The organism is Pantoea sp. R13S299 (genome assembly GCF_048515925.1).
Taxonomy (GTDB): Bacteria; Pseudomonadota; Gammaproteobacteria; order Enterobacterales; family Enterobacteriaceae; genus Pantoea.
Genome location: NZ_JBLYEF010000001.1, coordinates 820929 through 847842, shown reverse-complemented (window position 1 = coordinate 847842; position 26914 = coordinate 820929). Strand labels below are relative to the sequence as shown.

Sequence of the window (26914 nt, the reverse complement as noted above, 5' to 3'; positions counted from 1 at the left end):
CGCTGAACGCGTCCTGTCAGCATGGGTTGTAGCAGTGACTGCAGATGTTGATGGCTCACCGCGCGTGGGCAGTTCAATCGTTTCGTGATGCACAGGGGAAGGTGGGCGTCTAATTCCATCCATAATTTTCACTCCGCCAGGTTATGCCGGTTATCAGCAACCGGTCAGTGGATAACGTGCGAAGTGAACAGCTCACCCCGCAACTTCAGGGTTGAGTGATGCGTGCACGCACCTGGTTTCACATCAGGCCGACATTCTCAAAATTTTGTGACGCACGTCACGAATCAGCCGAACGGGTAGCGTAAAAGCAAAGTGCTTATTCACCCCCCATAAACTGCGTTTCACACTGCCGGGCAATCTCCCACAGTCTGTTGCGGATCACCTGCTTCAGTTGCAGAGTGGACTGCGACTGAGGCTGGTCACGACGGCTGATCAGCATCACTTCAAACGGCAGAGGTTGCGCGATGGGTAGCAGCTTTAGCTGTTCGGCATAGCGACAGGCGGTGAAGAGATCCACGACGCCCACGCCGCCGCCTGCCAGCACCATATCGGCAATGACCGAGTAGGTTTTGATCGACAACGACACGGCCGGGTTCAGTTGTTTATCGCGCAGCGCACGATGCAGTACGCGTCCAAGCGGATCCTGCGCCTGCATCATCAGTAAATTATTGTTGCACAACCACGCCAGCGAAACGGGTTCATGCCGGGGATGAGTGAGCGGTAGCAGCGCCACCATGGAGGACTGGAACAGAGGCTCAGCCAGTAGATCCGCATCGACCTGCTGACCGAAGACCAGCGCAAAATCGAGCTGATTCTCCAGAATCATCTGGCATAAGGTGCTGAAGTGCTCGGTGACCAGTTCCACACTGACCGAGGCCATCAGTTGCCGCCAGGTGACCAGCGCGGGAGCCATTACCATCTGACCAAACGCGTGCGCCGCCCCGACGCGGACTAATTGCCCTTCGCCACGCCGCAGCTGTTCGGTGAGCTGGGTAATGGATTGCAGGCGCTGGCAGAGATCCTCTATTTCAGGCAGCAGGCGTCGCCCTTCTGCCGTCACACTCATTCCCTGTAGCCGTCGCTCAAACAGCGCAAATCCCAGTTGCTGTTCCGCATGATTCAGCACACGGCTGATATTCGGCTGCGACACGTTCAGCAGGCGTGCGGCTGCGCTGATGCTGCCGGTTTGTACGATGGCCTGAAAGACCTCTATATGGCGGAGCCGCATGATGATTTACCCTGGATGGAATAGCGAACACGGAGGCCTCTCCGACCGGCTGCGCCGGTAGAGAGTGAGAGAGCCATCATTATCATGAAGCAAAAACTGTACCGCAAAACCGGCGCAAACATCCCTGGATAATGTCGCTACGACTGGGTGCTCGCCAGATAAGAGAATGCACTGAGTAAGCTGATTAACGTTTCCATATTCTCCGCCTGATACGCCACGGTAACGGCATCCAGTCGCGTAACACCGGGGATCAGGCTGAACAGATCGGCCAGCACCGGTTTAGTGGCCTGAAGCCGCATAGCGTAAGGTGCCGTCAGGCGGCTCGTGCTCAATTGAGAGGGATGCTGCAGTGCGGCGCTGGCTGCGGCCGCGATCGCACGCTGTGCCGCTTGTGGACTGATCGATTCCGCGCAGGTATGAGAAATGGCGCGTTTAACACAGACGTAATCGACCGTCGGGTAGTGTTCCGCTATCCAGTTCTGTAACTGATCGTCGCCGGTGACCAGCAGCAATGGCGTGCCGTGTTCAGCGGCGGCAGCCGCATAAATATCGGTTTCTCCCATCACCAGGCCATTGATATGGATACGCCAGAATGCACGACCGTTGATGGTATGCGCCAGTACGCCGGGTTCACCTGCTGCGCTGTGGAATCCCACCAAAAACAGCCCGTCGAACGTCTGCTGTTCTATCCCCTCCACCATCGACAGGACGCGCGGTTTGCCCTGCACCAGCCGGGCGCGGGGATCGATATTTTCCGCTCGCAAATTGGTCATCTGCGCATGGCTGTCTGCCACCACCACTTCCGTTGCCCCGCCGGCAAAAGCGCCCTCAATCACGGCATTCACCTCCTGCTCCATCAGACCACGGGCCAGCTGATGTTCCGGGTGGCCGGGTGTACATTGCTCCGGGCGCATAACTCCCGCGATACCTTCAATGTCGGCCGAGATAAAAATTTTCATGAGATTAACCTATTCAGAATCTGCGTCAGTGAAGGGCGATGGTGACCGCGAAAGCCGGTAACCGCCTCTGCGCTCAGCAAGGCATCCAGTACAGCCTGTTCAGTTGCATCTGCCGCGGCAGCAAGCAGCGGCTCCAGCGTGTCGTCCTGTGGCGGTTGCGGCAGCGGTTGCGTGGAAAACGCCACCGCAATATCGCCTGAACCGTGGCCCCAGTAGCTGCCCAGCCGTCCAAGACCGGCACCGGCTCGCTTCGCGATGCGCTTCAGCTGACGGGCATCCAGCGGGGCATCCGTCGCCATGATGATGATGACAGAACCGGCATCCAGCTGCGGCGCATTCCTGTCCAGCAGCGGCGCGATCATCTCACCCACCCGGACGCCGTCCAATGTGAGTGCCTCCAGCGCGCCGAAATTGGCCAGCACCAGCACGCCAAGCGTGGCGTTGAGCGAGGGAATCACCCGCGAGGCGGTTCCGATGCCCCCTTTCAGGCTGAAACAGCTCATCCCGCGTCCCGCGCCAATGCTGCCGCACGCGAAGTCGGCGGAGGCTGTCTGCAGCGCCGCCTGCGCCATCGCCTCACTGATAGACAGCGCCTGAATATCATTCAGCCAGCCATCGTTGCACTCCAGCACCAGTGGGTTGACCGTGGGCAACGTCCGGCCCAGTTCCGGGTTGCGACGGATGGCATCCCGCACCAGCGTGGTAAACAGCGTGCCGACCGCCAGTGTGTTACTGAGCAGAATCGGCGTCTGAAGCACGCCCAGCTCCTCTATCTGAATCAGTCCGACGGGTTTCGCAAAGCCGTTCAGGACCTCAACCCCACACGGCAGCGGCGTGAGAAACAGATTGTCGCCCGGCGGTACGATAGCGGTGACGCCAGTCTGCTTTTCACCTTCATTCAGCGTGTAATGTCCGACACGTACGCCCGCAACATCGCTGATGCGATTAGTGGGTCCGCATGCGCTTCGCGGGTGCCCAAGCTGACGTCTGTCACGCCAGCGATCCAGCAGCAGGTCGCGCTGCAGTTGTTGGAAATCCATAGTCAGCCCTTGAGTTTGGGATCGAGCGTGTCGCGCAGCGCGTCTCCAAGCAGATTGAATGCCAGCACGGTGATAAAGATCGCCAGACCCGGAAATACGCTCATGTGCCAGGATCCGGCCATCATCATGCTGCGGCTCATCGCCAGAATATTGCCCCATTCCGGCACGTCTGGCTCCGGACCCAGTCCGATAAAACTCAGGCCCGCCGCTGTCAGAATACTGGTGCCAATGCGCATGGTGAAGTAGACAATCACGCTGGAGAGCGTGCCGGGCAGAATATGCCGCAGAATAATCACGCGGTCTGGCGCACCGGCACAGCGTACGGCTTCAACATAGGCAGCCTGCTTCAGAGAGAGCGTCGACGCCCGCACGATACGGGCAAATACCGGTACGCTGAAAACCGCGACCGCGATAATGACATTGTTCAGGCCCGTCCCCAGCAGTGCCACCACCGCAATGGCCAGCAACATGCCGGGAAACGCGAATAATACGTCGGCACCGCGCATGATCAGCATATCGACCCAGCCGCCGTAATAGCCCGCCAGTAAGCCCAGCATGACCCCGACCAGCATACCGATGGTCACCGACAGCACGCCGATATAGAGCGAGATACGCGCGCCATAGATAATGCGACTGAGCAGGTCGCGCCCCAGTTCGTCGGTCCCCATCCAGTGTGCCGCCGTTGGCGGCGATGATAATGCCATCCAGTCCGGGGCCATGGGATCCCAGGGTGCCAGCCAGGGCGCAAAGATGGCCACCACAATCAGCAGCAGTACAAACCCGCCTGAGACCAGCGCCAGAGGGTTACGCACCAGGGCATGCAGGAAGTCGCGCCACGGCGAACGAATGATCTGAGGCGGGTTGTCAGCCAGCGATTGAATACTCATTTCGGCTCCTGTCGCAGACGAATGGCCGGATTGACCACCGCGTAAAGCAGATCGACCAGCAGATTAATCACAATAAACTCAAACACGAACAGCATTACCAGCGCCTGAATCACCGGCTGATCCTGCGCTTTGATCGACTCAATCAATAACCAGCCTAATCCTGGCCAGTTGAAAACGCTCTCCACAACGATGGAGCCGCCCAGCAGAAAACCGAACTGCAAGCCCAGCATGGTAATCACCGGGATGAGCGCATTGCGCATCACATGTTTCCACGTCACCAGGCGGTTACGCAGCCCTTTGGCTTTGGCAGTACGCACATAATCTTCCTGCGCCACCTCCAGGAAGGCCGAGCGGGTAAAACGCGCCATGACCGCCGCAACCGACGAACCCAGCGTGATGGCGGGCAGGACAATATCGCTGGCCTGGTTGAAGCCGCTGACCGAGAACAGCCCAAAAGGCATTGCGACGAACTGGATAAGCAACAGCCCTAGCCAGAAGGCCGGCATCGAAATGCCGCCAACCGCCATGCTCATCAGCGTCCAGTCCTGCCATTTCCCCCGTTTCAGTGCAGCCATCACGCCGAATAACAAACCGAGAATGACGGACCAGGTAAAACCCGCCAGGGCGAGCCACAGCGTCGGCATGAAGCCCTCCCTGATCACGTCCCGCACCGGTTGCTGGGTGCGATACGTGGTGCCCAGATCGCCCTGCAACAGGCTGCCAATCCAGTGGAAATACTGCTGCGGCAGCGGATCGTTAAGCCCGAGATGCTGACGCGCCGCTTCGACTGCCTCAATGGGCGCATCCGGCCCGGCATAGATGCGCGCCGGATCGCCCGGCATGAGCTTGATAAAACCGAAAACCAGCAGCGAGACCACCAGCAAAACCGGGATCATCTCCAGCAATCGGCGAATGATGTATGCAAACATGCCATTCCCTGAAATGAGGTGCGACAGGCCTCCTCACGTCCCACACCCGTTCCGGACAGGGGACGAAGAAGAAACCGTCTTATTTAAAGGACGCCTGAGTGAACAGTAAATTGCCATCAGGCAGCATCGAAACGCCGCTCAGCGCATTGCGCTTGCCCACCAGATTGTCTGGCGTGCCAAGGAACGCCACCGGGGCTTCTTTCCACAACACCTTTTGCGCCTGGGCATAGGCGATGCCACGCTTAGCCGGATCGGCCGTCGCCAGCCCGGCAGCTATCGCTTTGTCTGCATCAGGGTTGCTGAAGTAAGAGACGTTATAGGAGGTCGGCACCCAGGATTCGGTGGCAAACAGCGGACGCAGCGCCCAGTCGGCATCGCCGGTTGAGGTCGACCAGCCGCCATAATAGAGGTCAAACTCCGCCTTTTTCGGGTCCTGGACGCCCCACAATTTTGCGTTGCGCGTACCGGAATCCATCGGGGTGACCGTAGCGCGAATGCCTGCCGTGGCCAGTTGCGCTTTCAGCACCTGAGCGGCACGCACGCTGGCCGTGGCGTTGGTTACCCAGAGCTTAAGATCCAGTCCGTCCGGATAGCCCGCCTCTTTCAGCAAGGCCCTGGCCTTATCCGGCGCATAACTGTAATCAGGATCGCTCTGTTTCTGATAGAACTGCACGCCTTCCGGTATCGCGGAGGTGGCCGGTTTACCCAGACCGGCAAAGGCCACCTTCAGCCACAGATTACGGTCAATCGCATAGTTGATTGCCTGACGCACCCGAACGTCGGCCAGCGGCTTGTGCTGCGTGTTGATCGCCATGTAATAAAGATAAATGCTCGGATCGCGCTGAATGGAGAGATGGCTGTCCTGCTTCACGGCAGCGATCAGGTCTGACGGCAGGGGCCAGATGGCATCCACCTGACCCGATTTCAGCGCTGCTACCCGTGTCGCATCTTCCGGACTCGGCGAGAAGATGACATGGTCGACTTTAGGCCATCCCTGCTGCCAGTAGCCTGCATATCTGGCCAGGGTAACGGCTTTGCCCGGTTTCCAGTCGACAAAGGTAAACGGACCGGTTCCCACCGGATGCAGTCGCAACTGCGCTTCGTCCGGATATTGCCTGAGAATCGCTGGACTCCACATCACCGCGGAAGGATGCGCCAGCGTGTTGATAAAGGCCCCGAACGACTGATTGAGATCGACTTTAACCTGGTCGGGTGCCAGCACCGTGACCTTAGCGATCATTTTGTAGAGGCTATTACGCTTCAGGCCTTTTTTCTGGTCTGCCAGACGATCAAGGTTGGCTTTGACGGCCTCGGCATCAAAAGGGGTTCCGTCCTGGAAGGTCACGCCTTTACGCAGAGTCAGCGTAAATTCGGTGGCACTGTCATTGGAGGTATAACCGGTCGCCAGCCAGGGCTGCAGCTTCATCTGAGGATCAAACTGGAACAGGCGCTCGAAGATGCCGCTCTGAACCGAGTAGCTGACATTATCTGAGGTGTCGTGCGGATCCAGCCCCGTGATATCGGCATACATTGAAATGCGCAGATCCTGTGCCTGCGCAGTCATGACCAGCGTCGTCGTCAGTGCGAGGGCTAGCGAAGTACGGCGAAACAGCGTTTTCATACATTCTCCTGGTCGTTGAGGATAATTACAATGCAATGCCGTCAGCGACCCAGTGCTGGGGCGCAACCTGGCGATAACGGGGTTTAGTGACCGTTTCGCCCACCTTTCGCAACGGCGAAGGCATTTCGCTGTCATCGAAAAGTCGGGGCTGACGGTTCTCTGGATCGGCGACCGGCACGGAGGCCAGCAGACGTTGGGTATAGGGATGTTGCGGCTGATTAAAGACGGACTGGCGCGGTCCAAGCTCCACAATCTGGCCGAGGTACATCACCGCGACGCGATTCGCAATACGCTCGACGACCGCCATATCGTGAGAGATGAAAATCCATGCAACGCCCGTTTGCTGCTGCAGGTCCATCATCAGATTCACCACCTGCGCCTGTATCGAGACATCAAGGGCCGATACCGCTTCATCCGCAATAATCACTTTCGGTTTCAGCGCCATAGCGCGGGCAATCGCAATACGCTGCCGCTGACCGCCTGAAAATTCGTGCGGATAACGACGCGCGTGCTCTGGCAGGAGACCGACGCTCTTCAGCAGCGCATCGATCTGTGGGGAAGCCTGTTCAAGTGAAGAGACCATGCCATGTAACAGTAACGGCTCGGCAATGGTGAACCCCACTGTCAGGCGGGGATTCAGCGACGCATAGGGATCCTGAAACACCATCTGGATTTCACGGCGCAGCGGCTGGAACTCTGCCTCTTTCAGGTCAGAGATTTCCTTTCCTTCAAAATGAATGCTTTCGGCTTCACTGTTGATGAGGCGCATCAGCGCCCGTCCGGTTGTCGATTTGCCGCAGCCGCTTTCACCCACGATAGCCAGGGTTTCGCCCGGCCAGAGACTGAAATCAATCTGCTCCACCGCGTGCACATGATGCGTCAGGCCCGATAAGATGCCGCTGCGGATGGGGTAATAGACTTTCAGCCCGCGCACATCCAGCAGCGGCGCCTCGTCATAGCGAGCGGTTTGCTGCTCGCTTTGTACAGCGTCGCGGGCACCGGGCAGAGGAAAGCGGTGCGGCCACGCGTGTTCCCGCATATCGCCGAGTCTGGGTACGGCAGCCAGTAACGCTTTGGTATAAGCGTGCTGTGGGGCGGCAAAAATCTCAGACACGGTTCCCTGCTCGACCACTTCGCCTCGCAGCATGACCACCACGCGATCGGCGATTTCCGCTACCACGCCCATATCATGGGTAATGAACAGCACCGCCATCTGTTTCTCGCGTTGCAGGTCACGCAGAATATGGAGAATGCGCGCCTGCACGGTGACATCCAGCGCAGTGGTAGGCTCGTCGGCAATCAGGAGTTGCGGATCGCAGGCCAGGGCCTGCGCAATCATCACACGCTGCCGCATGCCGCCTGACAGCGAGTGCGGATAGCTTTTCATAACGCGATCCACGTCGGCGATACGCACCTGTCGCAGCAGTTCACGCGCGCGCGCATGGGCCTGCTTTTTGTCGCACAGATGATGATCGCGTAATGCCTCGGTAAGTTGATCATCAATGCGCAGCACCGGATTCAGCGAGGTCATGGGTTCCTGAAAGATCATCGCCATTTCACGGCCACGCAGTGTGCGGCGCTGAGCGTCACCCAGCGTTTCTAACGCATGCACTTTTCCGCTCCGGTCACAAAACTGCATGCTGCCACGATCGATACGGCCGTTGTTTGCCAGCAGGCCCATCACCGCCAGCGACGTGACCGATTTACCGGATCCGCTTTCACCCACCACGGCGACAATTTCACCCGGATTAATGGCAAAACTGATGCCCTTGAGTGCCTGATTCTCACCGCTGCGTCCATGAAATGAGACGCTGAGATCCTGAATCGCCAGCACGGGAGATGGCGAGGCCGTGCGGGTTGCCGGGGAAGTACGTTGTGTGTCCGTCATCGTCGCCTCGCAGAGTTATAGCCAGATACGGCCTTCGGAGTAGCTCAGGAAAGGAGAACTGTCGGAGGCAAGCCAGATGGGGCCATCCAGATCGACGAACTCAGCGTTAACCGCCACGGGCAATGCGGCCTCCATAGCCAGTGACGAGCCCAGCATGCAACCGACCATAATGCGCATTTTGTGTGCGCGGGCTTCATCCACCATCGCCAGCGCTTCGGTCAGGCCACCGCACTTATCCAGTTTGATGTTGACCATTTCGTAGCGATCGCGTAATCCGGCAATATCTGCCCGCGTATGACAACTCTCATCAGCACAGACCGGTATGGGATGTTTAAAGCGTTGCAGGTCATGATCCTGTCCGGCGGGAAGGGGTTGCTCCACCATCGCGATGTTGAAGGCCTTCAGTGCCACCAGCAGACTTTCCAGGTCCAGCCCCGACCAGGCTTCATTGGCATCGATAATGAGCGTGGCATGCGGTGCCGCCGCACGAATCGCCGCCACTTTTTCCAGAATCTCACTGCGGTCGAGCTTAATTTTGAGCAGGATGGCGCCACGTGACACAGCATCTGCCGCCGCGAGAGCCATAAATTCCAGCGTATCCAGGCTAAGGGTTTCTGCCGTCACAACCGACGCTGGCTGGGAGCACGCGCTCTTTTGTCACAGCGTCTGATTCGCCCGTGCGGCATCAAGTCGCCATAGCGCACAGTCCAGCACGTTGCGCGCTGAACCAGCGGGTAACCGGTGTTGCAGATCATGACGGCTCAGGCCCGACTCCACCTCAGTACGAATCGCTTCGAGCATGGCCTGAACGCTGTCGGCCGTCTCATCGTAGCGCGCCGTCGGGGTACATTCGCCCTGCCCGATGAACCCCTCCTGCTCCAGCGTGACCCGGATGACCGTCACGGCGGTGCGGGTACCGCGTGCGATAGCAAAAGGTCGGGCCAGCGGCAGCTCCACCACCTCAATCTGCAACTGTCGCATTTCAGCCACGCTCCTGAAGCAGTGCGGCGATCTCATCAATACCAAAACGCACAGGATCCGTTGCCGGTAAGCCGAACTCAGCGCTGATTTCGGCGCAATAAGCGAGCGCCTCTTCTTCACTGTAATTTGAGGTGTTGATCGCAAAGCCAGCCAGCTGAACGGACTCACTGGTCACCTGCGCGGCACGCAGATTGGCTTCAACGCACGCCTGCAGGCTGACCATGGGCTGGTGAGGCAAATGACGCATATGAGGACGTCCCATTTCGTGGCACATGACCAGCCAGTGCGGTTGCGCACCGTGCATCAGCCCCATACTCACGCCCGCATAAGAGGGATGGAACAGAGAGCCCTGACCTTCGACGATGTCCCAGTGGTCTTCGTCATTCGCCGGTGACAGTGCTTCTGCTGCACCGGCAATAAAATCAGCGATGACCGCATCGACAGCAATGCCCTCCCCTGCGACCAGAATGCCGGTCTGCCCCGTGGCGCGAAAATCAGCTTTCATGCTGCGTGCGCGCATCGCTGCTTCCAGCGCCAGTGAGGTGTACATCTTGCCCACTGAGCAGTCCGTGCCGACGGTGAGTATCCGCTTACCTGACCGCTTCTTACCGCTGCCAACACCGAGCGCTGGACGCATATGACGCAGGTCAAAAAGCTCAACGCCCGAAGCCTGTGCAAGCGCCACCAGTTCCGGCTCATCCACCAGCCGATGGTGCAGACCACTGGCCACATTCAGGCCTGCTTTGATTGCACTTTTAATCGTTTCCAGCCAGTGTGCGGGCAGATAGCCGCCGGCATTGGCCGTGCCAAGCACCAGCGTTTTTGCGCCGCGCGCTCTGGCGCCGGGAATGTCCAGTTCATCAAGACCCAGACTGACCGTACAGCCCGGCAGTTTAATTTCGCCAACGCACTGCTCCGGCCGCCAGATATGAATACCGCGCGCCGTTTTTGCCGCGAGGGGATCGGTAACATCGCCAAGAAAGAGTAAATAGGGTTGTGGGATTAGCATGTTGTCTCTCGTTTCAGCCAAAAGATCAGGTTGAAACCACTATTTCATGCGTTCTGAAAGGTGACGAATGCTTGTTTAGCAGGAGGGTATAACGGCAGGTTATAGCCAGAGGTAATAGTGATGGTATATGGGGTTTTTCAGGGGATTGGGACAGGGAATGGGTTAAAGGAAGGGGTGGGTCATAGGGAAAAGATCGTGTTGAGAGAAAAATAGAAGAGAGTCGCGGAATGGGTATTCCGCGGTAACAGCATTACAGATCAGTATGGGTTATTTCATACGACGCTGCCGGGCCACACTGGCGAGGCGTTGTGTCCGGCAGTAAATGGCAAACAGGATGAAAGCCTGCCCATTCAGTAACCAGCGAGCACCCACCAAAGCAGCGAGAGCCAGAAGCAGCCACAGGCCCGAGTGGCTGCCCGTAACAACGCTGTGGCTTAAGAGTAAAACGGTCGATATAAGCAACATCGCCCAGACGTAAGCCAGCCCCTGAACACCCGCTGTATGGCCTCGAGCAAGCAGATAACTGGCGGTGAGTATCGCGCCAAGAACGACGATTGAGGGAACAAAAAAACTCAACGCGTGTATCTGTGGAGTGAGAGGTGGTAAAACGTGCAGAAACGTCAGCAAGTTAAATGCAAGTGCGACCAGTAACAGCATCAGCACTAGTGCAACCGGGAAGCCGTTCTGTCGGGGAAGCGACTCGGAAGGCTGTTTAAAATAACGCTCAAGCTCTGTAGTGGAACGGGCAAGAATGGAATTATCCTGCCGCGCAATCACCTGATCTATTTCGCGACCCTGTTGCAGTAGTTCAGAGATATTACGCCCAACAAGCCATGATAAAAATTGCATTAAAATACCGCCAGCGATTGAATTGTTCCCACTATATAACGCCCGGTGCGCGGCACGTTACCTGGAGCAGCAATAATACCACTGACAGCACTGCCTGCCACAGCAGCTGCGCTCGTGACGACCTGCGCGAGTTGCTTAACAAGTTCTTTTTGCACCGACTCTACAGGGAACCGCTTTGGATAAAGTCCTGCACGGATGGCGGCTTTAAGCTCTTTATTACTTATACCAGGGTTTTGTGCCTTAATAATTAATTCAGTCAGGCGAGCCCGGTCCTGCCTTGGATAGTTCCTGAGCCACTCCGTTGCTTTCAAAGAAGAGACCGATTTCATCGCTCGCCATGTTGCCAGGGCTTCTTTTAACGCACCGCCCACACTGGCTAGTGAAATAAGGTCAAGGGACGTTGAAGTAGCAACGTACCAATCCTGAGAGTCCAGCCACGCTACGTTTTCACCCGCGTTTTCGACGAGATCATAAACCCGGTAAATACCATTGACACATTGCACGCCTGTTGCAGCAGCGCCAGCATAACCAATAGCAACAAGCACGCCGCTACTGCCAGCGGTTATAGGTGTTGCTGAAGCGCCGATAACCGCCACGCCAGCTGTGATAATCATTGCACCACAGGAAAGCACGGTCGAGGCAATCTCCGTTCCCATTGAGGTTGCGCCTACTGCTTCACTAAGTGACTTGCCCGTATTAGACGCTGTGGCTTGCTTAGGCGTTTTGGTCACAATAAGATGTGTGACGATACCACTTTGGCCATTAGGATGACGCTGACCGGGCCGAACGAGATAACGCTGTGCGCCATCTGCATAGATGATGCCGGCCTGGTAAAACTCTCGAGTACAATCCATTGCTGCACCCAGCGCTTTGAAATCAAAATCAGGTGCCCCATAACCGGTCATTCTCGCGATGTCATAACCCGGTAAGTTATTCTCGGGATTCATTCCTGGCAGGTTCATTTTATCTCCTTATAGGCTCAATGATAAAAGAGAGTTGTTAAGACAATGGAATTATAAATGAAAAACCATGATAATTACCGCATCAGGATTACATATCAATAAGAAGGTAATATAGTAACAAGTTTACCGTTTTTGATTGCACAAAAAAATAGTTATTCCATTCATCAATTTTGGCTCAAAACACTCAATAGAGGACTTGCATTTCATATGAAAAACAATCTTTTAAAAAATCACCCTCTGAATATGGCAATAAAGCCCCCACTATAAAGCGAAGTATAATTCAAGACTTACTTTAATTAATTCAAGCCTCATTGCCAAACATTAAATAACTGTTTCCAGATTTCCATCTCTTCATCTGTAGGAAGACTATAATCACCCGTAACTTTACGATAATTCATGAAGCAAACGTCAATGGTCCGTATTGGAACTATTTTATTCTTCCGGCTCCCATCAATGATAAATTTCATCTCCTCGCAACATGCTTCACTTTTAATCATCCTCTGGAAGAATTCCTCAAGAAAATCTAAAACTTCATTGTAGGAAAATAAATTCATCACTCTCTACCAAATAAAACATCAGCATTACCGAATTCTATTTCCTTTAATCAGCATTTATCTGTTGAATGTTTCCAGCACCATATTCTGGGTGCTCTTTGCTGAATAGTTCAAGAGGGGTTACGTCTTTATCAACAAACACTTGTGGATGACGCACTTGTGGCATGCCGTTTCCTAAAGTTGTAACGTATCGAATTCACCTCTACGGCTGGTATCACTTCATGATTTATCTAAATGATACTTAAGCATTTTAAAAATTTTCAACAATCAAAATTGAGGCCGTCCCCGTCCTTCTCTGGATTGGGTAGCAATAATAACTTCATAAGCATCACTTTCACTTTTTTGAGCCTTCATTGCTTCATCAAAAGTTATTTTTGATTCTTTTTCAAACGTAGCCACGGTACCATCATCATATCGAATATAGTAACCATCATTTTTCTTTAATATATCGACACCATAACCTGTAAAAATCAAATCACTTTTAGTAAATCTCATAGGAATACACTTAAACATCGGTTAAAAAATTGTATCACTAAGAGGCACTTGATCAATAAAGTCTACAATCACCCTGCCGGATTTTTTCTACCATATAAATAATGCTCATCAACTCATGCATTCCTCAAAATGACATCATATATCCAGGAGGTGCGAGTAAGTAATTTCTTATTGGTCACATCCCTGAACTACCGAAATTCAATCCCAGCAAAGGCTCTAAAATTGACTCATCATCGAAATAATTTTGAGGATAACTGCCATTATGTTACTATTTTTCAGGTTTTATACATTACATTAATTATAACAGCCCTACATCTTAGCGCATAGAAACTGTAGTTAACTTCGCCCACCAGCGCAAATATTCCAATAAGGGTGAAATTTACGCTAAACTGGGCAAGCAATAATAGATTTATATCGAATTATTGCCAGCAATCTAAAAGATCTCTCCAAAGATTTTTTTCTTCTTCCATAGTGGCTACGTTATAGTCATTATATTTCTTTACATATTCTAAAAAAAGTATCTGCATGGGTCTGATAGTTACAGTTTTTTGTCTTCTAGACCCCTCGATCAACTCCCTCAACTCACGTAAATAAATCTCATCTTTAACCCTTAATGTAAAATATTCATTAAGATAGTCTAAAACTTCATTATAAGAATCAAGGTTCATTTTTGCCCTCTGGAAGAATTTTAATCTCATCAAATATTACTGTTTTTTTGTCAGCAATAAGTTGTTGAACCCCACCCTTTCCATATTCTGGGTAAGCTTCGGTAAATGGTTCAAGAGGAGCCCCCTCTTTATTACCAAACATTCTAGGAACTTTAGCCTGAGGTATACCATTTTCGTAAAGTTGTAAGGTATCAAACGTGCCTCTCAATCTGCCATCACTCCATGAAACATCTAAAGGGTTGTTCGGATCAAGACCTTTAATTTGGAAAGCATCACGAGTAGCGCTTCCACTTTCGAATTTTTTGAAACCAAAATAGGTAATTGGCGCAGATTTAGTGTTAAGGGTTGATTCTAAAAATCTGTCTGGTGTCCCACCATCATTTAATTATCTCATGTACCTATAACCTATTTTAGGCCTAGTTTCATTTGGCACTGCATACGCAGGTTCCACTGAACGACTGGCATCCGCTGGCTGAGTTTGCACAATAGTTTCTCCCACGGACTATTGATACCTTCCCAGGCATTTTGCCCTTCAGCATCGGTCAGGACGGTAATAATGGAACCAAAATATCAATTGAATTTAAATACAATAACTTGAGCTAAAAGCATAATTCAAAAAATCGTTGTAAAAAACTTTAAAGAATAAACTGCTAATACATCAACCTTCATTTCTTTGATAATCCTTGCCATAATAATTACACTATTATTTCACATGCACTGGAGCATCTAAAACAAGAAGTTTTCATTAGCATTAGCTGCATAAAAAATAAAACAATAACTTTACACATTCACTTGAACTCGAAGAGATATGAATATTTTCGCTACAAAAAATCACCGTAGGGAATAAAGCCCTACAGTGAATATATTCCACATCGATAAAACTTAAAATCTCTTTTAAAATTTAACTACATGATTAATAAATCAAATATTTTTTCAAAAATTATTTTATTTTTCCCTCGGAACTTTTTTTATTCTACTCCCCAGTGACATTATTACTTCATAAGCATCCTGTTGACTATTTTTAACTTTTCCAGCCTCCTCCTCGCTAATTTCAGCTTCGAGATATTGGGGAACAAGTTCACCAGAGTCGAACAAAGCAATAATTTTTCCATGCCTCTCAACAAGGGTAATGCCGTAATCACTAAAGATTTTTTTTTCCATTTTCAGTACCTACTATTTTTTAAAAACTGGATTAATGATAGCTTCAGACACTTTGACTGGTTCTATAGTAGCCTCTGGTATACCACCTGATGTCCTCCCCCCCGGTAACCAATAACTATTAGCACCAAATTCGTTTCCAGAAGGCATACGTAAGCCTTCTGGATTGTTTATGTCAATTCTGATGGGCGCATCGCCCAAATCCCCAGGAGAGAGACCAAGAGAATGTTCCAATTTAGCAACGCTACCTCCAGAATTAGCGATCAACTCATCTGCAACTTTTTTAGGCATAACAAAATGCCCGCCTGGCGGTCCAATTTCGGGATATTTAGGATTTATGCCCCACGCGATCTTTGACACCCCGCCTTCGAACTTTGATAAATGCTCAGCCACATAAGCAGGTTCAAGGTAAGTTTTAGGATTAGGGAAAGGATTAGTCTCTTTATTCCTACCGCGAACTGCTTTATAGGCTCTTGCTGCCCATCCTCTACTTGTGAAAACGCCTTTCGTGTTCTTCTGAAATGCATTCCATGCATTCTTACAACTCAACCCCCACGGATCCACCCACCCCAGCGCATTCGGCGCATACTGGTAAAGGTTGATCCCGCCCGCCAGCCCTATCGGGTCCTGCTGGGTAAACCGTCCGCTGTCCGGATCATAATAACGAAACAGATTGTAGTGCAGTCCGGTTTCCCGGTCCAGGTACTGGCCCTGCATACGCAGGTTCTGCTGAACTACTGGCATCCGCTGGCTGGACTCGCGCAGCAGTTTGCCCCACGGACTGTTAATACCTTCCCAGGCTTTTTGCCCTTCACTGTCAGTCAGCAACTCCGGCATTCCGTTGGCCGCATTATGGAACCAGTAAATCTCCGGGCTTTCCACGCCATCAATACGCGCCAGTGGTTCATAGCTCTGGCTGTCGCTGTAAACGTAGGTCAGCGGAGTGCCGTCGTGGATCTCCTGCAGCAGACGATAACCTTCCCACACAAAGCGCGTCGTGACGGCGTTGCCAGATGGTCTCCCCTGTAACAGCTGCTGGCTGGTTTTACTGATGCGACGTCCCAGCGGATCGTAGCGGAAACTCACCTTTGTGCGCGGCTTGTTACGGTCCCGCGGCTCGCTGATTACATCCGTCAGGCGATGCTCACCATCGTAGCGATATCGCCAGCGGGTCTGGCCGTCATCTTTTTCGGTGGTGCGGCCATGAATATCGTACTGCCAGCGGATACCATTCAGTTCGGTGACGCGGTTATGCAGGACATGGGCGGCAGTATGTCGATCCAGCGGGTTGCCTGCGCCATCCCAGCGCCACTGTTCATTACCCGGCTGCGCACCCTCCTGCGACAACAGCCGGCCGGCGTTATCGTAGTTCCATAATGTCTGGCTGAACGGATTATCATCACGCTCTTCACGGATCAGGTTGTTACCGTAATCGAAGTCGCGCCGACGGGACCAGACGCGCGGTGCAGGACGCTGCGAGTCACCTCTGAACACGTCACGGCGGCGCAGTCTGCCTAACCGGTCATATTCACTGCGCATGGTCAGGCCACCCTGCGTCCGGCTCAGTTCCCGGTGCAGCGTGTCACGGGTAAACTCGGTAACGGGCAGGTTGTCTAACGCGATGCTCAGTAAATGACCACTACCGTAGTAAAGCTGCTTCAGGTTACGGCCATCCGGCAGAGTTAAGGCTGTGCAGTTACCCAGCGCGTCATACTCCCACGCCAGTTCGCCCTGCTCCCCCTGTTCAGCAACAATGCGGCCCAGCGCATCATACTCAAAGGTAATCTCCTGCTCGGCCTGCTGGCTCCACTCGTTGTCAGACAGCGGCAGATGCTGCGACACTTTACCCAGCTGACCGCCGCCACTGTAGTGATAGCGCGTCTGGCCTTCCGGCGTGGTTCGCGCCAGCAGTTGTCCCGCACGGCCCCAGTGATAACGATGGGTAATGGACTGAGGATGTCCGGCGGCAAAGGTGCGTGATACCGTGCGGCCCGCCGCGTCATAGTCGTATCGGGTGGCAACGCCATCCAGCCCAACCTGAGCCAGCAACAGAGAATCTGCGCCCCATTCGAACTGATACTGCTCGCCATTCTCGTTTTGCAGCGCCGTCAACCGGCCACGGCTGTCCCAGCTTCGCTGAACCGTCTCACCCTGCGCATTGCGGTTGGCAATCAATCGCCCGACATTGTCGTAACGGAATTCACTGCGCTTGCCATCAGCCGACTCATAGGCCAGCGGCAATCCGTTTTCACTCCAGTGCAACCGCTCTTCCCATCCTTCTGCACGTTCCAGCTGAAGAGGACGGCCTGCTGCGTCATAGTGATAACGGGTTTCTTCACCATCCGGCGCGGTGACAGAGCTGAGCCAGCCCAGGGGATGATAACGGTAGCGCGTGGTCAGCCCTGAACAGTCGGTTTCACGGATAACCTGCCCGGCATCGTTAAACTCCCGGCGATAGCTGTTACCTGCTGCGTCGATCTCCTCGACAACCAGCCCAGACTCATCCCGCTTATAGATCGTGCTTTGCCCGAGCGCATCAACGACGCGCTCAAGACCGTGATGGGGATCGTAATAGTATTTCGTTGTGGAGCCATCAGCTCCGGCAACCACCGTGGGCAGTGAACGGTGTGACAGCCACTGCACCGCCTGTACACCGCCGTCAGCATCTTTCTCTTCGACGCGGTTACCCAGATCGTCATAGGTGAAGCTCACCGCGTTGCCCAGCGGATCGATGCGGCGCGTCAGGAGTTCGTTTTCGTCCCACTCATAGCGCCATTTCTGGCCCCGCTCATCAATGAAACAGGTGATGAGGCCCGCGGCATTCCAGTGGTGTTCGCGCTGCTGACCGTCATAGGTCGATACGCGCGTGATGCCCGCCTCAAGATCGTAATGCATGTGGCAGCCGTCACCGGTATTGGTGCGGTTCTCCACCACGCGCCAGTGATCCAGCTTCTGCCAGCGATATTCGCTTTCCAGCCCGCCGGGCAGCTGATGCCAGACCATCAATCCGTCGTCGTTATAACGGAAGCGCCGGGAGACAACGCCTGCGGCATCGGTGACGCTGGCAAGCTGGCCCTGTTCGCTGTAGGTCCAGCGCGTCAAGGGCCAGTGCTGATCGCCATCAAAATGGCTGGCGGATGTCGGGCGCCGCGCGTGCTGTTTGTCGTCGTAATGCAGTGTGACGTCAATCGCCAGCGGCGCGTCATGAATACGCACCAGACGAGCCTGTTCATCCCAGCCCATCTCCAGCGCATTGCCATACTCATCGCTCAGAGAAGCCAGTCGAAGCACCTGCGGATCGGCAGCCGTGCGCCGGTAAAGACGCCAGACCGCACCGTCGTCATCGGCAATGGCGATATCGCCTGACTCGTTGCGCCGCACCATCAGCCCTTCGCTGATGCTGTAGAGCACCTCTTTTTCACCGGGAACGTCAAAGCTCAGTTCGCGGCCGTTGTCATCAAACCAGGTCGCCCGATTCCCTTCCAGCGTCAGATAGCTGTCAAACACCGTGGCCCAGCCCTGACCAAACAGGCCTGCGCGCTGAGTCAGACTGTTATAGCTGCGCTGAAAACTCAGTGGGAACCGTCCTGGGAGGGAAAAATCGCGCTCGGCATCATCATTCAGCACTTTGACGCCGGTCGCTGCATGAACCGGGAACAGCGACGAGAAGGCCGCGTTAATAGCCATGTCCGCCGCCATACCGCCCACGGCACTGGCCAGCGCACAGGGCATGTTTTTGATGATCTGACCGGGGCGACCACGCAGGAGGGAAAGGCCGATCATCATCACGGCCAGGCCTGGGAACTTGCCACTTTTGATCTCTCTGACTGTGACGGTTTCACCGCCAATGATCACATTGGGGGAGACATCGTCACTCACGGTGGCATCGCAGGTAGTTTTATCCTTTGCGCGTACCGCAGGCTGGCCATTGATAAAGACGCTTTTCGAACCCTGAGCCAGATATTGCGGTGCACTGTGCTTTTCACAGGTCACTTTGTCCTGTTCCAGCGGAGAGGTGCCCGCATCGGCAGAGGCGACCGTGGGCTGCCACATTGCACTGCCAAACTGGCCGACCGCAGAGAGCAACATACCGCCGTAGTCCGCGAAGCTCTGCGGCGATTGTGGTTCCGGTGGCGGTGTCTCACCGGGCGTGAGCATCCCGGCCGCGCGTGCGGCTAAAAGACCATTAACACAGACATTCTCTGACCCACTGGATATCACACCGGCTGGAGAAGGCGGGAATATCATGTTACCCAGCTCATCCGCCGCTTTGCTGATCTCCTTTGACAGACCGACGGCATTGGCCAGTACACCACCCAGAATACCGCTGAGCAGGCAACTGTTACCCACGGCTGCGACACTCGCCGCTGCCACCCCTGTCCCCAACAGGGGCGCTGCCGAGACGATAGCGGCACCCACTGCGGCACCAATGACGGCATAGGCCGCACCTTCAGCCACAATACTCGTGATATCAGCGAAAATGCTGGAGTGAATGATCTCGTCGCCCACGCGGGCCGCATGGTTATCCATAGGTTATGCTTTCCGTGGATTGTTCAGACTCAGGCTTTGTTTAAAAGCACTCCAGCGCTGTCCGTCTTCTTCATTGAATGGGCGCATCGCGGAGAGCGTAAAAATCATAAAGATGTTCGAGTCAGGCACCTGTGTAGCCAGCTGTTTCTGCCACACCTCTTGCCCGTTACGGTTAAATACGGTTTCGACTTCTACCGCGTGTAATGTGTTATTCACACCAGCCATAGAACGTATAAATTCACTCTGCTGGATATGACCCATCTGACTCCGTAAGGTGTCCCACTGACGCTGGAATTCTTTTTCCGCATCACTGCCCTCAGAAATAACACCACGGCTGACAACCCATGCCAGTCCACTGGCTTCATCGCGGAGAATATTCATGGTGGTGTCCTGCCAGGCAGCAGGAAAAAGCGCAAAGGCGCCCTCATTGAAGTGGTAATTCATATTGGGTGTCCGTTTTATTAATGGTTTGTGGCGGGTGGAATCAGGTTATGGAATTCGCCATCGACGTTATCGGCATTAGTGAGTAGCTGTGTATTATCGCGCGCAACTTTAATTTCAAAAAGACGATGCGTAATATCAGGATCGCCACCGCAACTGCTGTCGTGATTATCTTCACGAACCGTGATGACAAAGAAACGTTTATCACTACTGTCGTCGAGATCGTACCGCAGGCATTTATCATCGAGGCTGGTCAGGTGCCAGGTATGAATCGCTTCCGTTGCGGCGCTGATAGCCTGATCAGCACTAATTTCGCTTTGCTCTTCACCCAGGTCTGTTTTTAACATGATGCAACTGACCTTTCCCTGGTCAATCTGGAACATTAACTGTTTCCCGCCCGACTGATAGACAAGCCAGTGCTGATTATCACTGTTATCTTCTTTGCCGGGTCCATAGGCTTGCTGAACCTGTTCCAGACTATCGCCCACCTTTATATTTCGGGCTGTCGGCACGCTGGCACTTCCCAGAAGGATCTCAGCCAGAACCGTGTGGCTGGCATCTCCAACCGCCGCCGCGCTGAACAACTGAAAGCCGTCATAACTATGTTGGTAGTAGTTGTACTGCTGATTGTTGATGTCCACTTCTCCGGCCAGAACTGAACTCAGGGCTTTGCCTGCGCGTATAAAATTCTCATTACTCCAGGTCTCACCCGGAGTGAAAGCATAGTCGTTCAGCAGAACGGAAAAATCGCCCTCGTTAAGAGCAGGAACAGACGATTCCGTGGCGGATTCAGCCCTGGCAATGCAGGATAAAAGCAGGAGGACAGGCACAATTATAAGGCTGGTGAAAAAACGATTTACAATCATTGTCTTTTATCGGAGTTGGTAATTAAAAATAAGAAAAAACATTCATTCACTAATGCGACATAATTAAATTGACCCAACAAAAAATCCACACATCCATATGCGCGAGGTGGAGACAAAACATCACCACCTCAATAAAATATCATAACATCAATCAACGTTATTATCATTCGAAGCGCAAAAAACTCTCACCTGAGAATAATAAAAATCATTACTCCCACTTTCCATTTTGCGCTACAAGTGTTTTATTCCCCTGATTTACCTTTAACATAAGCGGATTAAAGCTCACAATATAATCTACGCCGCTATTATTGAAAATCATTCCATCAGCTTTATTTGAGTTGACAGGCTGCATGGTTTTACCTTCAAGAGTGATTTGTTTCCCATCTTTATTTCTGAGGCCTAAGTATTTAACTTTATTACATACAGTATAAAACTCTCCGCAACCATTCACTAAAGTAATGGTAAAATCAGATGTCGAGAAAATCTTCATGCTCGATTTTAAATTTCCCTGGATCACTTCTTTATCGAGCGCGTAAGTTTTTGGAGCGTAAAACTCGCCATTCTCAGGGTCTTTTGTTAACTTCCATAAAACTTTATTATCTTTAAGCTCTAAATTTGCTTTACCCTTGACTCCACCAAACGAAGAGTCAAATTCAATTAAAGCTTCCTTACCGTTTGCAGTGCCTTTGAGATTGCTGTCATCACCCTCAGGACAATCTATTTTATTTCCACCCCGGGTAACGTAACAATAACTACCCGTTATGTTATTATTATCCTGTTTTAATTTTAATGTCAGAGTGGAGTATAACGATCCATTATCATTTTTTTCTTGACCACTCCACTGACCAGTAAAGTCATCAGAAGCAAACAAGGATAATGAAGAGATTGACATCAAAACCGCTAAGCTAAATCCAACTTTATTCATTTAATTAACCTTTGAAATCCAGACAATCATTAACCCTATAAACCCTGCTATTTAGATTAGGTGGATTTAATATCTATAGCGCTTAGTTGAATGGGTTGTCATCAAGCTTTTTAGAGATCGCTAAGGTATCAATGGATATTATTGCAATAAAACACCTATCAGTATCACGCTGTTTTTTCCCAGAACAAATTCACAGTGTAGATTTCAAAACCATCATATTTGTACTGATAGTATTTATAACTAACTTCACCAGCAGGCATATCGCCAACAAAAATTTCACTTTTCTGCCCGTCCGCCTACTTCAAAATATTAATACTCCATTTATCAGCTAAGGAGAACGGATGATTTTGGATTTTCGCACTAAATCAAATAATTTTAGTTTAGCACTAGTAATCTAGCTTTATCAAAACATGACATCTCGATGCCAATACCCAGTAATTACACCGTGGAAAAAACAAAGGTGACAGTGCAAAGAAACAATGTAATGTCACCACGAAGTTTCATTTACTAGCAGTGCCTCTAATTATCAATTCACCTTAAAAAATTAATTATTTTTTCGCATCATAATTTGGCGCTATACCAGTGTGCGTTTCAACTAACCTGTCTTTTTTAACCCACCCATCAACCTGGTTTCCATCGTTAGTTACATACATAACACTGTAATAATTCTCGTATTCAACGTAAGCATACAATTCATTACCGGGGACAACAAAAACCTCTTTTTCTATACATTTTTCATCTGGGGCAGAGTAGAAATATAATCTGCCTTTGCCACCGACCTTGTATACATTATCTGTATTATCGAAATTCACGCCTTTATTATTAGCCTCACTACTCAAATTCTGGCAGAAATCATTGGCGTTAGCCATTAGTGGTAATGAAAGCACTAATGCGCATAAAAATTTAATCATAGTAATCCTCTCCCTTTCATCACGGAAATCAAACTGTTGGCATAGTCAGGATCGGTTGCATACCCTTTAGCCTGTAAGCCTTTAGCCCATTCTACCGGGTCAGATGAGTTGAACAAACTACTATACCTCTGATTTTTCATCAAAAACTGGGAGTGCTGTTCAATGCTCTCGTCAATTGAATCATAACTGGCAAATTTATCCAGCACTGCAACACGTTTTCCGTTGATGTTCTCATGGGTCCAGTCTTCCACATAATTCGGTGAGCCATGCGCCTTAACCCCAAAAATGTTGTTACTCACCTTGTCAGTTTTTATATCAGTGGGCATTTTTTTGCCCCAGTTAGATTCAAGAATTGCCTGAGCCGTGGTGATTTTAGCTGGCACACCGGTTTTCTTTTCATCTTCCTGAGCAGCAGCATACACTTTATCGAAGAATGCTTGTTTTTCGGGAGGTAAAGGACGTACTTTTCGAACCTGGTTATTTGCTAATGGCGCAGCCGCCCCTTTCGCAGGTGCCGCCGCAGCCTTTGGCGCAGCGGGTGCCGACTGCCCTTTCTGCTTCGGCGGGAACAGGTTATCTACGGCCTGACTGATGTTTTGTTTATGACTGGAGCCCGGTGCGCTTGTGCCCGGTTTCGCGCCATCAGTGTTCAGATTCAGTTTGCCGCCAGAGGTGGTGATGTGACCATCGCCCTGCACGAAAATATTGAACCCCTTGCCCACAATATTAATCTGACCATTCGCATTCAGTTCGATAGCACTCTCTCCGCATTCAAGGCGAAGTTTGGTGCCCGACCCTACAACATAGGTATCGACTACCGCATCGAGTTTGCCCTTGCCGGTCAGCCGTTCTTCACCCCCTTTAACACCATGGACGCGGTTGGTTTCGACACGGTAGAGCTCATTGCCGCCCGCGTAATGGCTGTGATTGTTGGCGACTGAATGGCTGGCGTCATTTTTAACATGCGTATCCATGTTCTTCTGCGCCTGAATCCACAGGTGTTCCTCACCCGCCTTATCCTCAAACCTCAACGCGTTCGCGGTGTCCGCCGTGCCATCCTTTGACCGGCTCAGAAAGCCCATCTGCGTCGCTGCCGCCGGCAGCGCCCACGGCGGCATGCTCGCCTCGTTATACACGCGGCCGATGATCAGCGGACGATCCGGATCGCCGTTGATGAAGTCCACCACCACTTCGTCGTTAACACGCGGGATCTGCACCCCGCCGAACCCCTGACCCGCCCAGGCGCTGGAGACGCGCACCCAGCAGGAGCTGGTGTCGTCGCCCTTCGCCAGCCGGTCCCAGTGAAACTTCACCTTCACCCGACCATAGCGGTCGGTCCAGATCGACTCGCCTTTCGGGCCCACCACCTTCGCGGTCTGCGGGCCGTGCGTTTTTGGCCACCGCGTTTCCGGCGGCGTGCGGTAGGTGACCGACGACGGCAGCACAGTGAAGTGGATGTTGTGACGGCTGTCGCCGGTGTCGCCGCTGGCGTAAGAGTTCTCGGCAAAGTCATAGGTGGCCGACGTCACCAGATATTCGCCGTTGTCACTGAAGTGCGGTGCGTTGATGATGGAGAAGGTAAAGCCCGGCGCGATGCCGGTTGCCGTGCCTGTTCCGCTGACGCTGTGGTGCTCGGCCTGCCACACCTCCTGACGGATGCGCGCGTAGGACTCGCCGTGGCTGTGGTCGACAAAATGACCCGGCCAGTCGTAGACGTCCACCGAGCCCGGCACCGGCGACGCCGGGTTCTGCCGCGCCTGCAGCATCCACGCGTTCGGCTTGCGGAAGTCGTAGTCGTCGGTGCTGTAGATGCCCGGCGTCACGCTCTCCGCCAGCGACCACTGGCTGATGCCCTCTTCCGTCACCACTCCGCCCGACGGGGTGACGTGATAGGCGATGGTCTCATAGCCCGGAAACGCCTGATGCTGGTCCGGCGCGTCGCACAGCACCAGCGTATGTTTGTCCGCCTCGTGGCGGAAAAAGTAGTAAATCCCCTCCAGCTCCATCAGGCGGCTGATAAAGTCCAGGCTGCTCTCCTGATACTGCACGCAGTACTCCCACACCCGGTAGTTGCCCGCCAGGCGCGTCTCAACGTTAACCGCGTACTCCTTCAGCAGCGTCTGCACAATCTGCGGCACCGTCTGGCTCTGGAAGATGCGCAGGTTGCGGTCGCGCTGCATCGGCCACAGGTCCGGCTCAACCGTCAGCTGATAGACCGCGTAGCGCGTGCCGCTCAGCTCCTGGCTGCGCACCGCTATCCGGGTGATTTTGCCGTTGAGGTAGCGCGGGCTGAGCGCGTTCATCAGGCCATCGGTCGGCAGCGTAAACGTCACCGGCTTGCCCAGCAGGGCGTGGCGGTCGATGCGCGCGTCGGTGGCCAGCAGTTCGGCAGTGAGCACAAACGGACGGGACAGCGTCTCGGTGCCCGTGAGCGTGTGGAACAGCAGGCCGTCCGCCGACAGCTGTGCAGTAATGCGTGAGAACATAAGTAATCCCTGACTATTAACTGTGTGGATCGAGCAACCAGACGCCTTCTTCGCTGATGTTCAGCGTCTGCTGGCGGGTGCCACTCTGGCCGCTGATGGCAAAGGTGTAGTTACCCGGCGCCAGCTGCAGCGTGGCGAAGCCATTCACCGCCGGGACAAGCGCCTGCGGCTGACCGTTCACCTGAACGCGTTCACCCTGTTGCAGACGGATATAGACCTGAGCAACAGGTGCTGGCGGCGGAGCCGGTTGTGGATCGGGTTCACGTGCGGCGGTCTGCGCGGGCTCTGAAGTCTGAGCCGGAGCGCTGGCAACGCTATCCGGCGGGGTGTCAGGCTGCGTCGGTGGCGCAGCAACCGGCTGGTTAACCGGTGCGACGGTAACGGCAGGCGCGCTGTTTTGCGCGGTCTCAGCCGGAGTCGTCTGTTCGTTACCGCGTGACATCAGTAGACCGGCGCACAGGCCGACCAGCACGCCTGCGGCCACCAGGCCGGGCAGTGCAAAGCGATGTCCCAGCAGCGTTTTCAGCGGCGAGGCAGGTTTGACGACCTCCTCTTCTTCTTCAATCGGCACCAGCATGGTGCCCGGCCCGCTCATTTTTGCGCTGAGCAGCGGTTCCGGTTCGCGATCTGGCAGCGCCATCAGCACAGCAAAATCATCAATGCTCTGCGGGCGATCTTCCGGTTTCAGCGCCAGCGCCCGGTCGACGGCGCTGAGCAGCGCAGTCGAGTAACCCGCCATACGACGCTGCACCAGCGGCTGATAGTTATCTTCGATGCTGCGCACCACACTGACCGGCGGCGGCGCACCGGTGATCAGCGTATGCAGCACCGCGCCCAGCGCGTAGATATCGGTCCACGCGCCCTGCTCGCTCTCATCGTTGTCGCTGTACTGCTCAATCGGCGCATAGCCGGGACGCAGCATGGTCTCGCTCTCATCCGACAGGTTGCCGATGGTTTTACGCGCCGAGCCAAAGTCCAGCAGGATTGGCTCGCCGCTGCTCTGAATCTGGATGTTATCCAGCGAGATATCGCGATGCAGATAACCCGCTTCATGGATGGTTTTGATCGCGCCCAGCAGCGGCGGCAGCATGCGACGGATCCAGGCCTCATTCACCGACTGCGGATTACGTTCGCTGAAGTTCGAGAGCGTTGTGCCGCTGTAAAACACAGTGCCCATGTAGGCGGTGTCGTTCTGCACCCAGAAACGCAGCACGTGCAGCAGGTTCGGATGGTTAAAGCGCGCCAGCAGACGCGCCTCCTGGATAAAGCTGTTCAGGCCGGCGTGAAAGGTTTTGCTGAACCGCTCGCTGCGAAGCACCAGATTGAGGTCATCGCTGCGCACCGCCAGCGAAGCGGGCATAAACTCTTTGATAGCGATATCACGCTCAAGCTGGTGATCCCAGGCGCGATAGACGATGCCAAAGCCGCCACCGCCGATGACTTCTTTGATTTCAAACTCATTGAAGCGGTAACCCAGCGGCAGGGCGTTGGGGACATTCAGGGGTTGATCATGTTCCGACATATTCG

At 53.3% G+C, this 26914-nt stretch carries 21 protein-coding genes and 1 pseudogene; all 22 read right to left on the bottom strand.

What is annotated here, in order from left to right; genetic code table 11:
* Window positions 1–316: 316 nt before the first annotated feature.
* Window positions 317–1228 carry a LysR family transcriptional regulator gene (locus ACN1CO_RS04170; RefSeq protein WP_419137911.1) on the bottom strand — a complete coding sequence of 304 codons (912 nt, stop codon included), beginning with the start codon at window positions 1226–1228 and terminating at the stop codon, window positions 317–319.
* A 137-nt stretch (window positions 1229–1365) separates the two neighbouring features.
* Window positions 1366–2187: a M55 family metallopeptidase gene (locus tag ACN1CO_RS04165; RefSeq protein WP_419137909.1), complete on the bottom strand. Its 822-nt coding sequence runs from the start codon at window positions 2185–2187 to the stop codon at window positions 1366–1368.
* A complete protein-coding gene (locus tag ACN1CO_RS04160; RefSeq protein WP_419137907.1) occupies window positions 2184–3227 on the bottom strand; it encodes a P1 family peptidase in 1044 nt (347 codons plus the stop codon). The genes ACN1CO_RS04165 and ACN1CO_RS04160 overlap by 4 nt, the downstream gene beginning before the upstream one ends.
* Before the next feature lie 2 nt (window positions 3228–3229).
* Window positions 3230–4114, bottom strand: a complete 885-nt coding sequence (locus ACN1CO_RS04155) for an ABC transporter permease subunit (protein ID WP_419137905.1) — start codon at window positions 4112–4114, stop codon at window positions 3230–3232.
* The gene (locus tag ACN1CO_RS04150) at window positions 4111–5043 is read right to left on the bottom strand and encodes an ABC transporter permease (protein WP_419137903.1); all 933 of its coding nucleotides are present in this window, start codon (window positions 5041–5043) and stop codon (window positions 4111–4113) included. The genes ACN1CO_RS04155 and ACN1CO_RS04150 overlap by 4 nt, the downstream gene beginning before the upstream one ends.
* Before the next feature lie 79 nt (window positions 5044–5122).
* A complete protein-coding gene (locus ACN1CO_RS04145; protein ID WP_419137901.1) occupies window positions 5123–6664 on the bottom strand; it encodes a glutathione ABC transporter substrate-binding protein in 1542 nt (513 codons plus the stop codon).
* A gap of 25 nt (window positions 6665–6689) precedes the next feature.
* Window positions 6690–8552, bottom strand: coding sequence for a dipeptide ABC transporter ATP-binding protein (locus ACN1CO_RS04140; protein ID WP_419137899.1), 1863 nt, complete (start codon window positions 8550–8552; stop codon window positions 6690–6692).
* A gap of 15 nt (window positions 8553–8567) precedes the next feature.
* Window positions 8568–9533, bottom strand: a pseudogene (dgcA, locus tag ACN1CO_RS04135) (N-acetyl-D-Glu racemase DgcA).
* A 1-nt stretch (window position 9534) separates the two neighbouring features.
* Window positions 9535–10542, bottom strand: a complete 1008-nt coding sequence (dgcN, locus tag ACN1CO_RS04130) for an N-acetyltransferase DgcN (RefSeq protein WP_419137897.1) — start codon at window positions 10540–10542, stop codon at window positions 9535–9537.
* A gap of 267 nt (window positions 10543–10809) precedes the next feature.
* A complete protein-coding gene (locus tag ACN1CO_RS04125) occupies window positions 10810–11391 on the bottom strand; it encodes a hypothetical protein (protein ID WP_419137895.1) in 582 nt (193 codons plus the stop codon).
* Window positions 11391–12353 (bottom strand): hypothetical protein, encoded by a 963-nt coding sequence (locus tag ACN1CO_RS04120; RefSeq protein ID WP_419137893.1) that lies wholly within the window; start codon window positions 12351–12353, stop codon window positions 11391–11393. Before ACN1CO_RS04120 ends, ACN1CO_RS04125 begins: the two co-directional genes overlap by 1 nt.
* Window positions 12354–13174: 821 nt before the next feature.
* Window positions 13175–13402, bottom strand: a complete 228-nt coding sequence (locus ACN1CO_RS04115; RefSeq protein ID WP_072000452.1) for a hypothetical protein — start codon at window positions 13400–13402, stop codon at window positions 13175–13177.
* 419 nt (window positions 13403–13821) lie between these two features.
* The gene (locus ACN1CO_RS04110) at window positions 13822–14070 is read right to left on the bottom strand and encodes a hypothetical protein (RefSeq protein ID WP_223564749.1); all 249 of its coding nucleotides are present in this window, start codon (window positions 14068–14070) and stop codon (window positions 13822–13824) included.
* Complete coding sequence (locus tag ACN1CO_RS04105) at window positions 14060–14278, bottom strand: hypothetical protein (RefSeq protein ID WP_307380119.1); 219 nt, start codon at window positions 14276–14278, stop codon at window positions 14060–14062. Before ACN1CO_RS04105 ends, ACN1CO_RS04110 begins: the two co-directional genes overlap by 11 nt.
* A gap of 737 nt (window positions 14279–15015) precedes the next feature.
* Window positions 15016–15231, bottom strand: a complete 216-nt coding sequence (locus ACN1CO_RS04100; protein WP_260057988.1) for a hypothetical protein — start codon at window positions 15229–15231, stop codon at window positions 15016–15018.
* A gap of 12 nt (window positions 15232–15243) precedes the next feature.
* Complete coding sequence (locus tag ACN1CO_RS04095) at window positions 15244–19758, bottom strand: RHS repeat-associated core domain-containing protein (protein ID WP_419137890.1); 4515 nt, start codon at window positions 19756–19758, stop codon at window positions 15244–15246.
* Window positions 19759–19761: 3 nt separating this feature from the next.
* A complete protein-coding gene (locus ACN1CO_RS04090; RefSeq protein WP_419137888.1) occupies window positions 19762–20202 on the bottom strand; it encodes a DcrB-related protein in 441 nt (146 codons plus the stop codon).
* A 17-nt stretch (window positions 20203–20219) separates the two neighbouring features.
* Window positions 20220–21065: a hypothetical protein gene (locus tag ACN1CO_RS04085; RefSeq protein WP_419137886.1), complete on the bottom strand. Its 846-nt coding sequence runs from the start codon at window positions 21063–21065 to the stop codon at window positions 20220–20222.
* A 208-nt stretch (window positions 21066–21273) separates the two neighbouring features.
* Entirely contained in the window at window positions 21274–21990 is a 717-nt protein-coding gene (locus ACN1CO_RS04080) for a hypothetical protein (RefSeq protein ID WP_419137884.1), read from the bottom strand.
* A 548-nt stretch (window positions 21991–22538) separates the two neighbouring features.
* On the bottom strand, window positions 22539–22901 hold the full coding sequence (locus tag ACN1CO_RS04075) for a hypothetical protein (RefSeq protein ID WP_419137882.1): 363 nt from the start codon (window positions 22899–22901) through the stop codon (window positions 22539–22541).
* On the bottom strand, window positions 22898–25387 hold the full coding sequence (gene tssI, locus ACN1CO_RS04070; RefSeq protein ID WP_419137880.1) for a type VI secretion system tip protein TssI/VgrG: 2490 nt from the start codon (window positions 25385–25387) through the stop codon (window positions 22898–22900). The genes ACN1CO_RS04075 and tssI overlap by 4 nt, the downstream gene beginning before the upstream one ends.
* A 16-nt stretch (window positions 25388–25403) precedes the next feature.
* Entirely contained in the window at window positions 25404–26909 is a 1506-nt protein-coding gene (locus ACN1CO_RS04065) for a serine/threonine protein kinase (RefSeq protein WP_419137878.1), read from the bottom strand.
* Between the last annotated feature and the right edge of the window lie 5 nt (window positions 26910–26914).

What these genes read in the sequence shown, in the direction of transcription:
- ACN1CO_RS04170 (WP_419137911.1), bottom strand. Translation starts at nt 1,228, where the DNA reads ATGCGGCTCCGCCATATAGAGGTCTTTCAGGCCATCGTACAAACCGGC.
- ACN1CO_RS04165 (WP_419137909.1), bottom strand. Translation starts at nt 2,187, where the DNA reads ATGAAAATTTTTATCTCGGCCGACATTGAAGGTATCGCGGGAGTTATG.
- ACN1CO_RS04160 (WP_419137907.1), bottom strand. Translation starts at nt 3,227, where the DNA reads ATGGATTTCCAACAACTGCAGCGCGACCTGCTGCTGGATCGCTGGCGT.
- ACN1CO_RS04155 (WP_419137905.1), bottom strand. Translation starts at nt 4,114, where the DNA reads ATGAGTATTCAATCGCTGGCTGACAACCCGCCTCAGATCATTCGTTCG.
- ACN1CO_RS04150 (WP_419137903.1), bottom strand. Translation starts at nt 5,043, where the DNA reads ATGTTTGCATACATCATTCGCCGATTGCTGGAGATGATCCCGGTTTTG.
- ACN1CO_RS04145 (WP_419137901.1), bottom strand. Translation starts at nt 6,664, where the DNA reads ATGAAAACGCTGTTTCGCCGTACTTCGCTAGCCCTCGCACTGACGACG.
- ACN1CO_RS04140 (WP_419137899.1), bottom strand. Translation starts at nt 8,552, where the DNA reads ATGACGGACACACAACGTACTTCCCCGGCAACCCGCACGGCCTCGCCA.
- dgcN (WP_419137897.1), bottom strand. Translation starts at nt 10,542, where the DNA reads ATGCTAATCCCACAACCCTATTTACTCTTTCTTGGCGATGTTACCGAT.
- ACN1CO_RS04125 (WP_419137895.1), bottom strand. Translation starts at nt 11,391, where the DNA reads ATGCAATTTTTATCATGGCTTGTTGGGCGTAATATCTCTGAACTACTG.
- ACN1CO_RS04120 (WP_419137893.1), bottom strand. Translation starts at nt 12,353, where the DNA reads ATGAACCTGCCAGGAATGAATCCCGAGAATAACTTACCGGGTTATGAC.
- ACN1CO_RS04115 (WP_072000452.1), bottom strand. Translation starts at nt 13,402, where the DNA reads ATGAGATTTACTAAAAGTGATTTGATTTTTACAGGTTATGGTGTCGAT.
- ACN1CO_RS04110 (WP_223564749.1), bottom strand. Translation starts at nt 14,070, where the DNA reads ATGAACCTTGATTCTTATAATGAAGTTTTAGACTATCTTAATGAATAT.
- ACN1CO_RS04100 (WP_260057988.1), bottom strand. Translation starts at nt 15,231, where the DNA reads ATGGAAAAAAAAATCTTTAGTGATTACGGCATTACCCTTGTTGAGAGG.
- ACN1CO_RS04095 (WP_419137890.1), bottom strand. Translation starts at nt 19,758, where the DNA reads ATGGATAACCATGCGGCCCGCGTGGGCGACGAGATCATTCACTCCAGC.
- ACN1CO_RS04090 (WP_419137888.1), bottom strand. Translation starts at nt 20,202, where the DNA reads ATGAATTACCACTTCAATGAGGGCGCCTTTGCGCTTTTTCCTGCTGCC.
- ACN1CO_RS04085 (WP_419137886.1), bottom strand. Translation starts at nt 21,065, where the DNA reads ATGATTGTAAATCGTTTTTTCACCAGCCTTATAATTGTGCCTGTCCTC.
- ACN1CO_RS04080 (WP_419137884.1), bottom strand. Translation starts at nt 21,990, where the DNA reads ATGAATAAAGTTGGATTTAGCTTAGCGGTTTTGATGTCAATCTCTTCA.
- ACN1CO_RS04075 (WP_419137882.1), bottom strand. Translation starts at nt 22,901, where the DNA reads ATGATTAAATTTTTATGCGCATTAGTGCTTTCATTACCACTAATGGCT.
- tssI (WP_419137880.1), bottom strand. Translation starts at nt 25,387, where the DNA reads ATGTTCTCACGCATTACTGCACAGCTGTCGGCGGACGGCCTGCTGTTC.
- ACN1CO_RS04065 (WP_419137878.1), bottom strand. Translation starts at nt 26,909, where the DNA reads ATGTCGGAACATGATCAACCCCTGAATGTCCCCAACGCCCTGCCGCTG.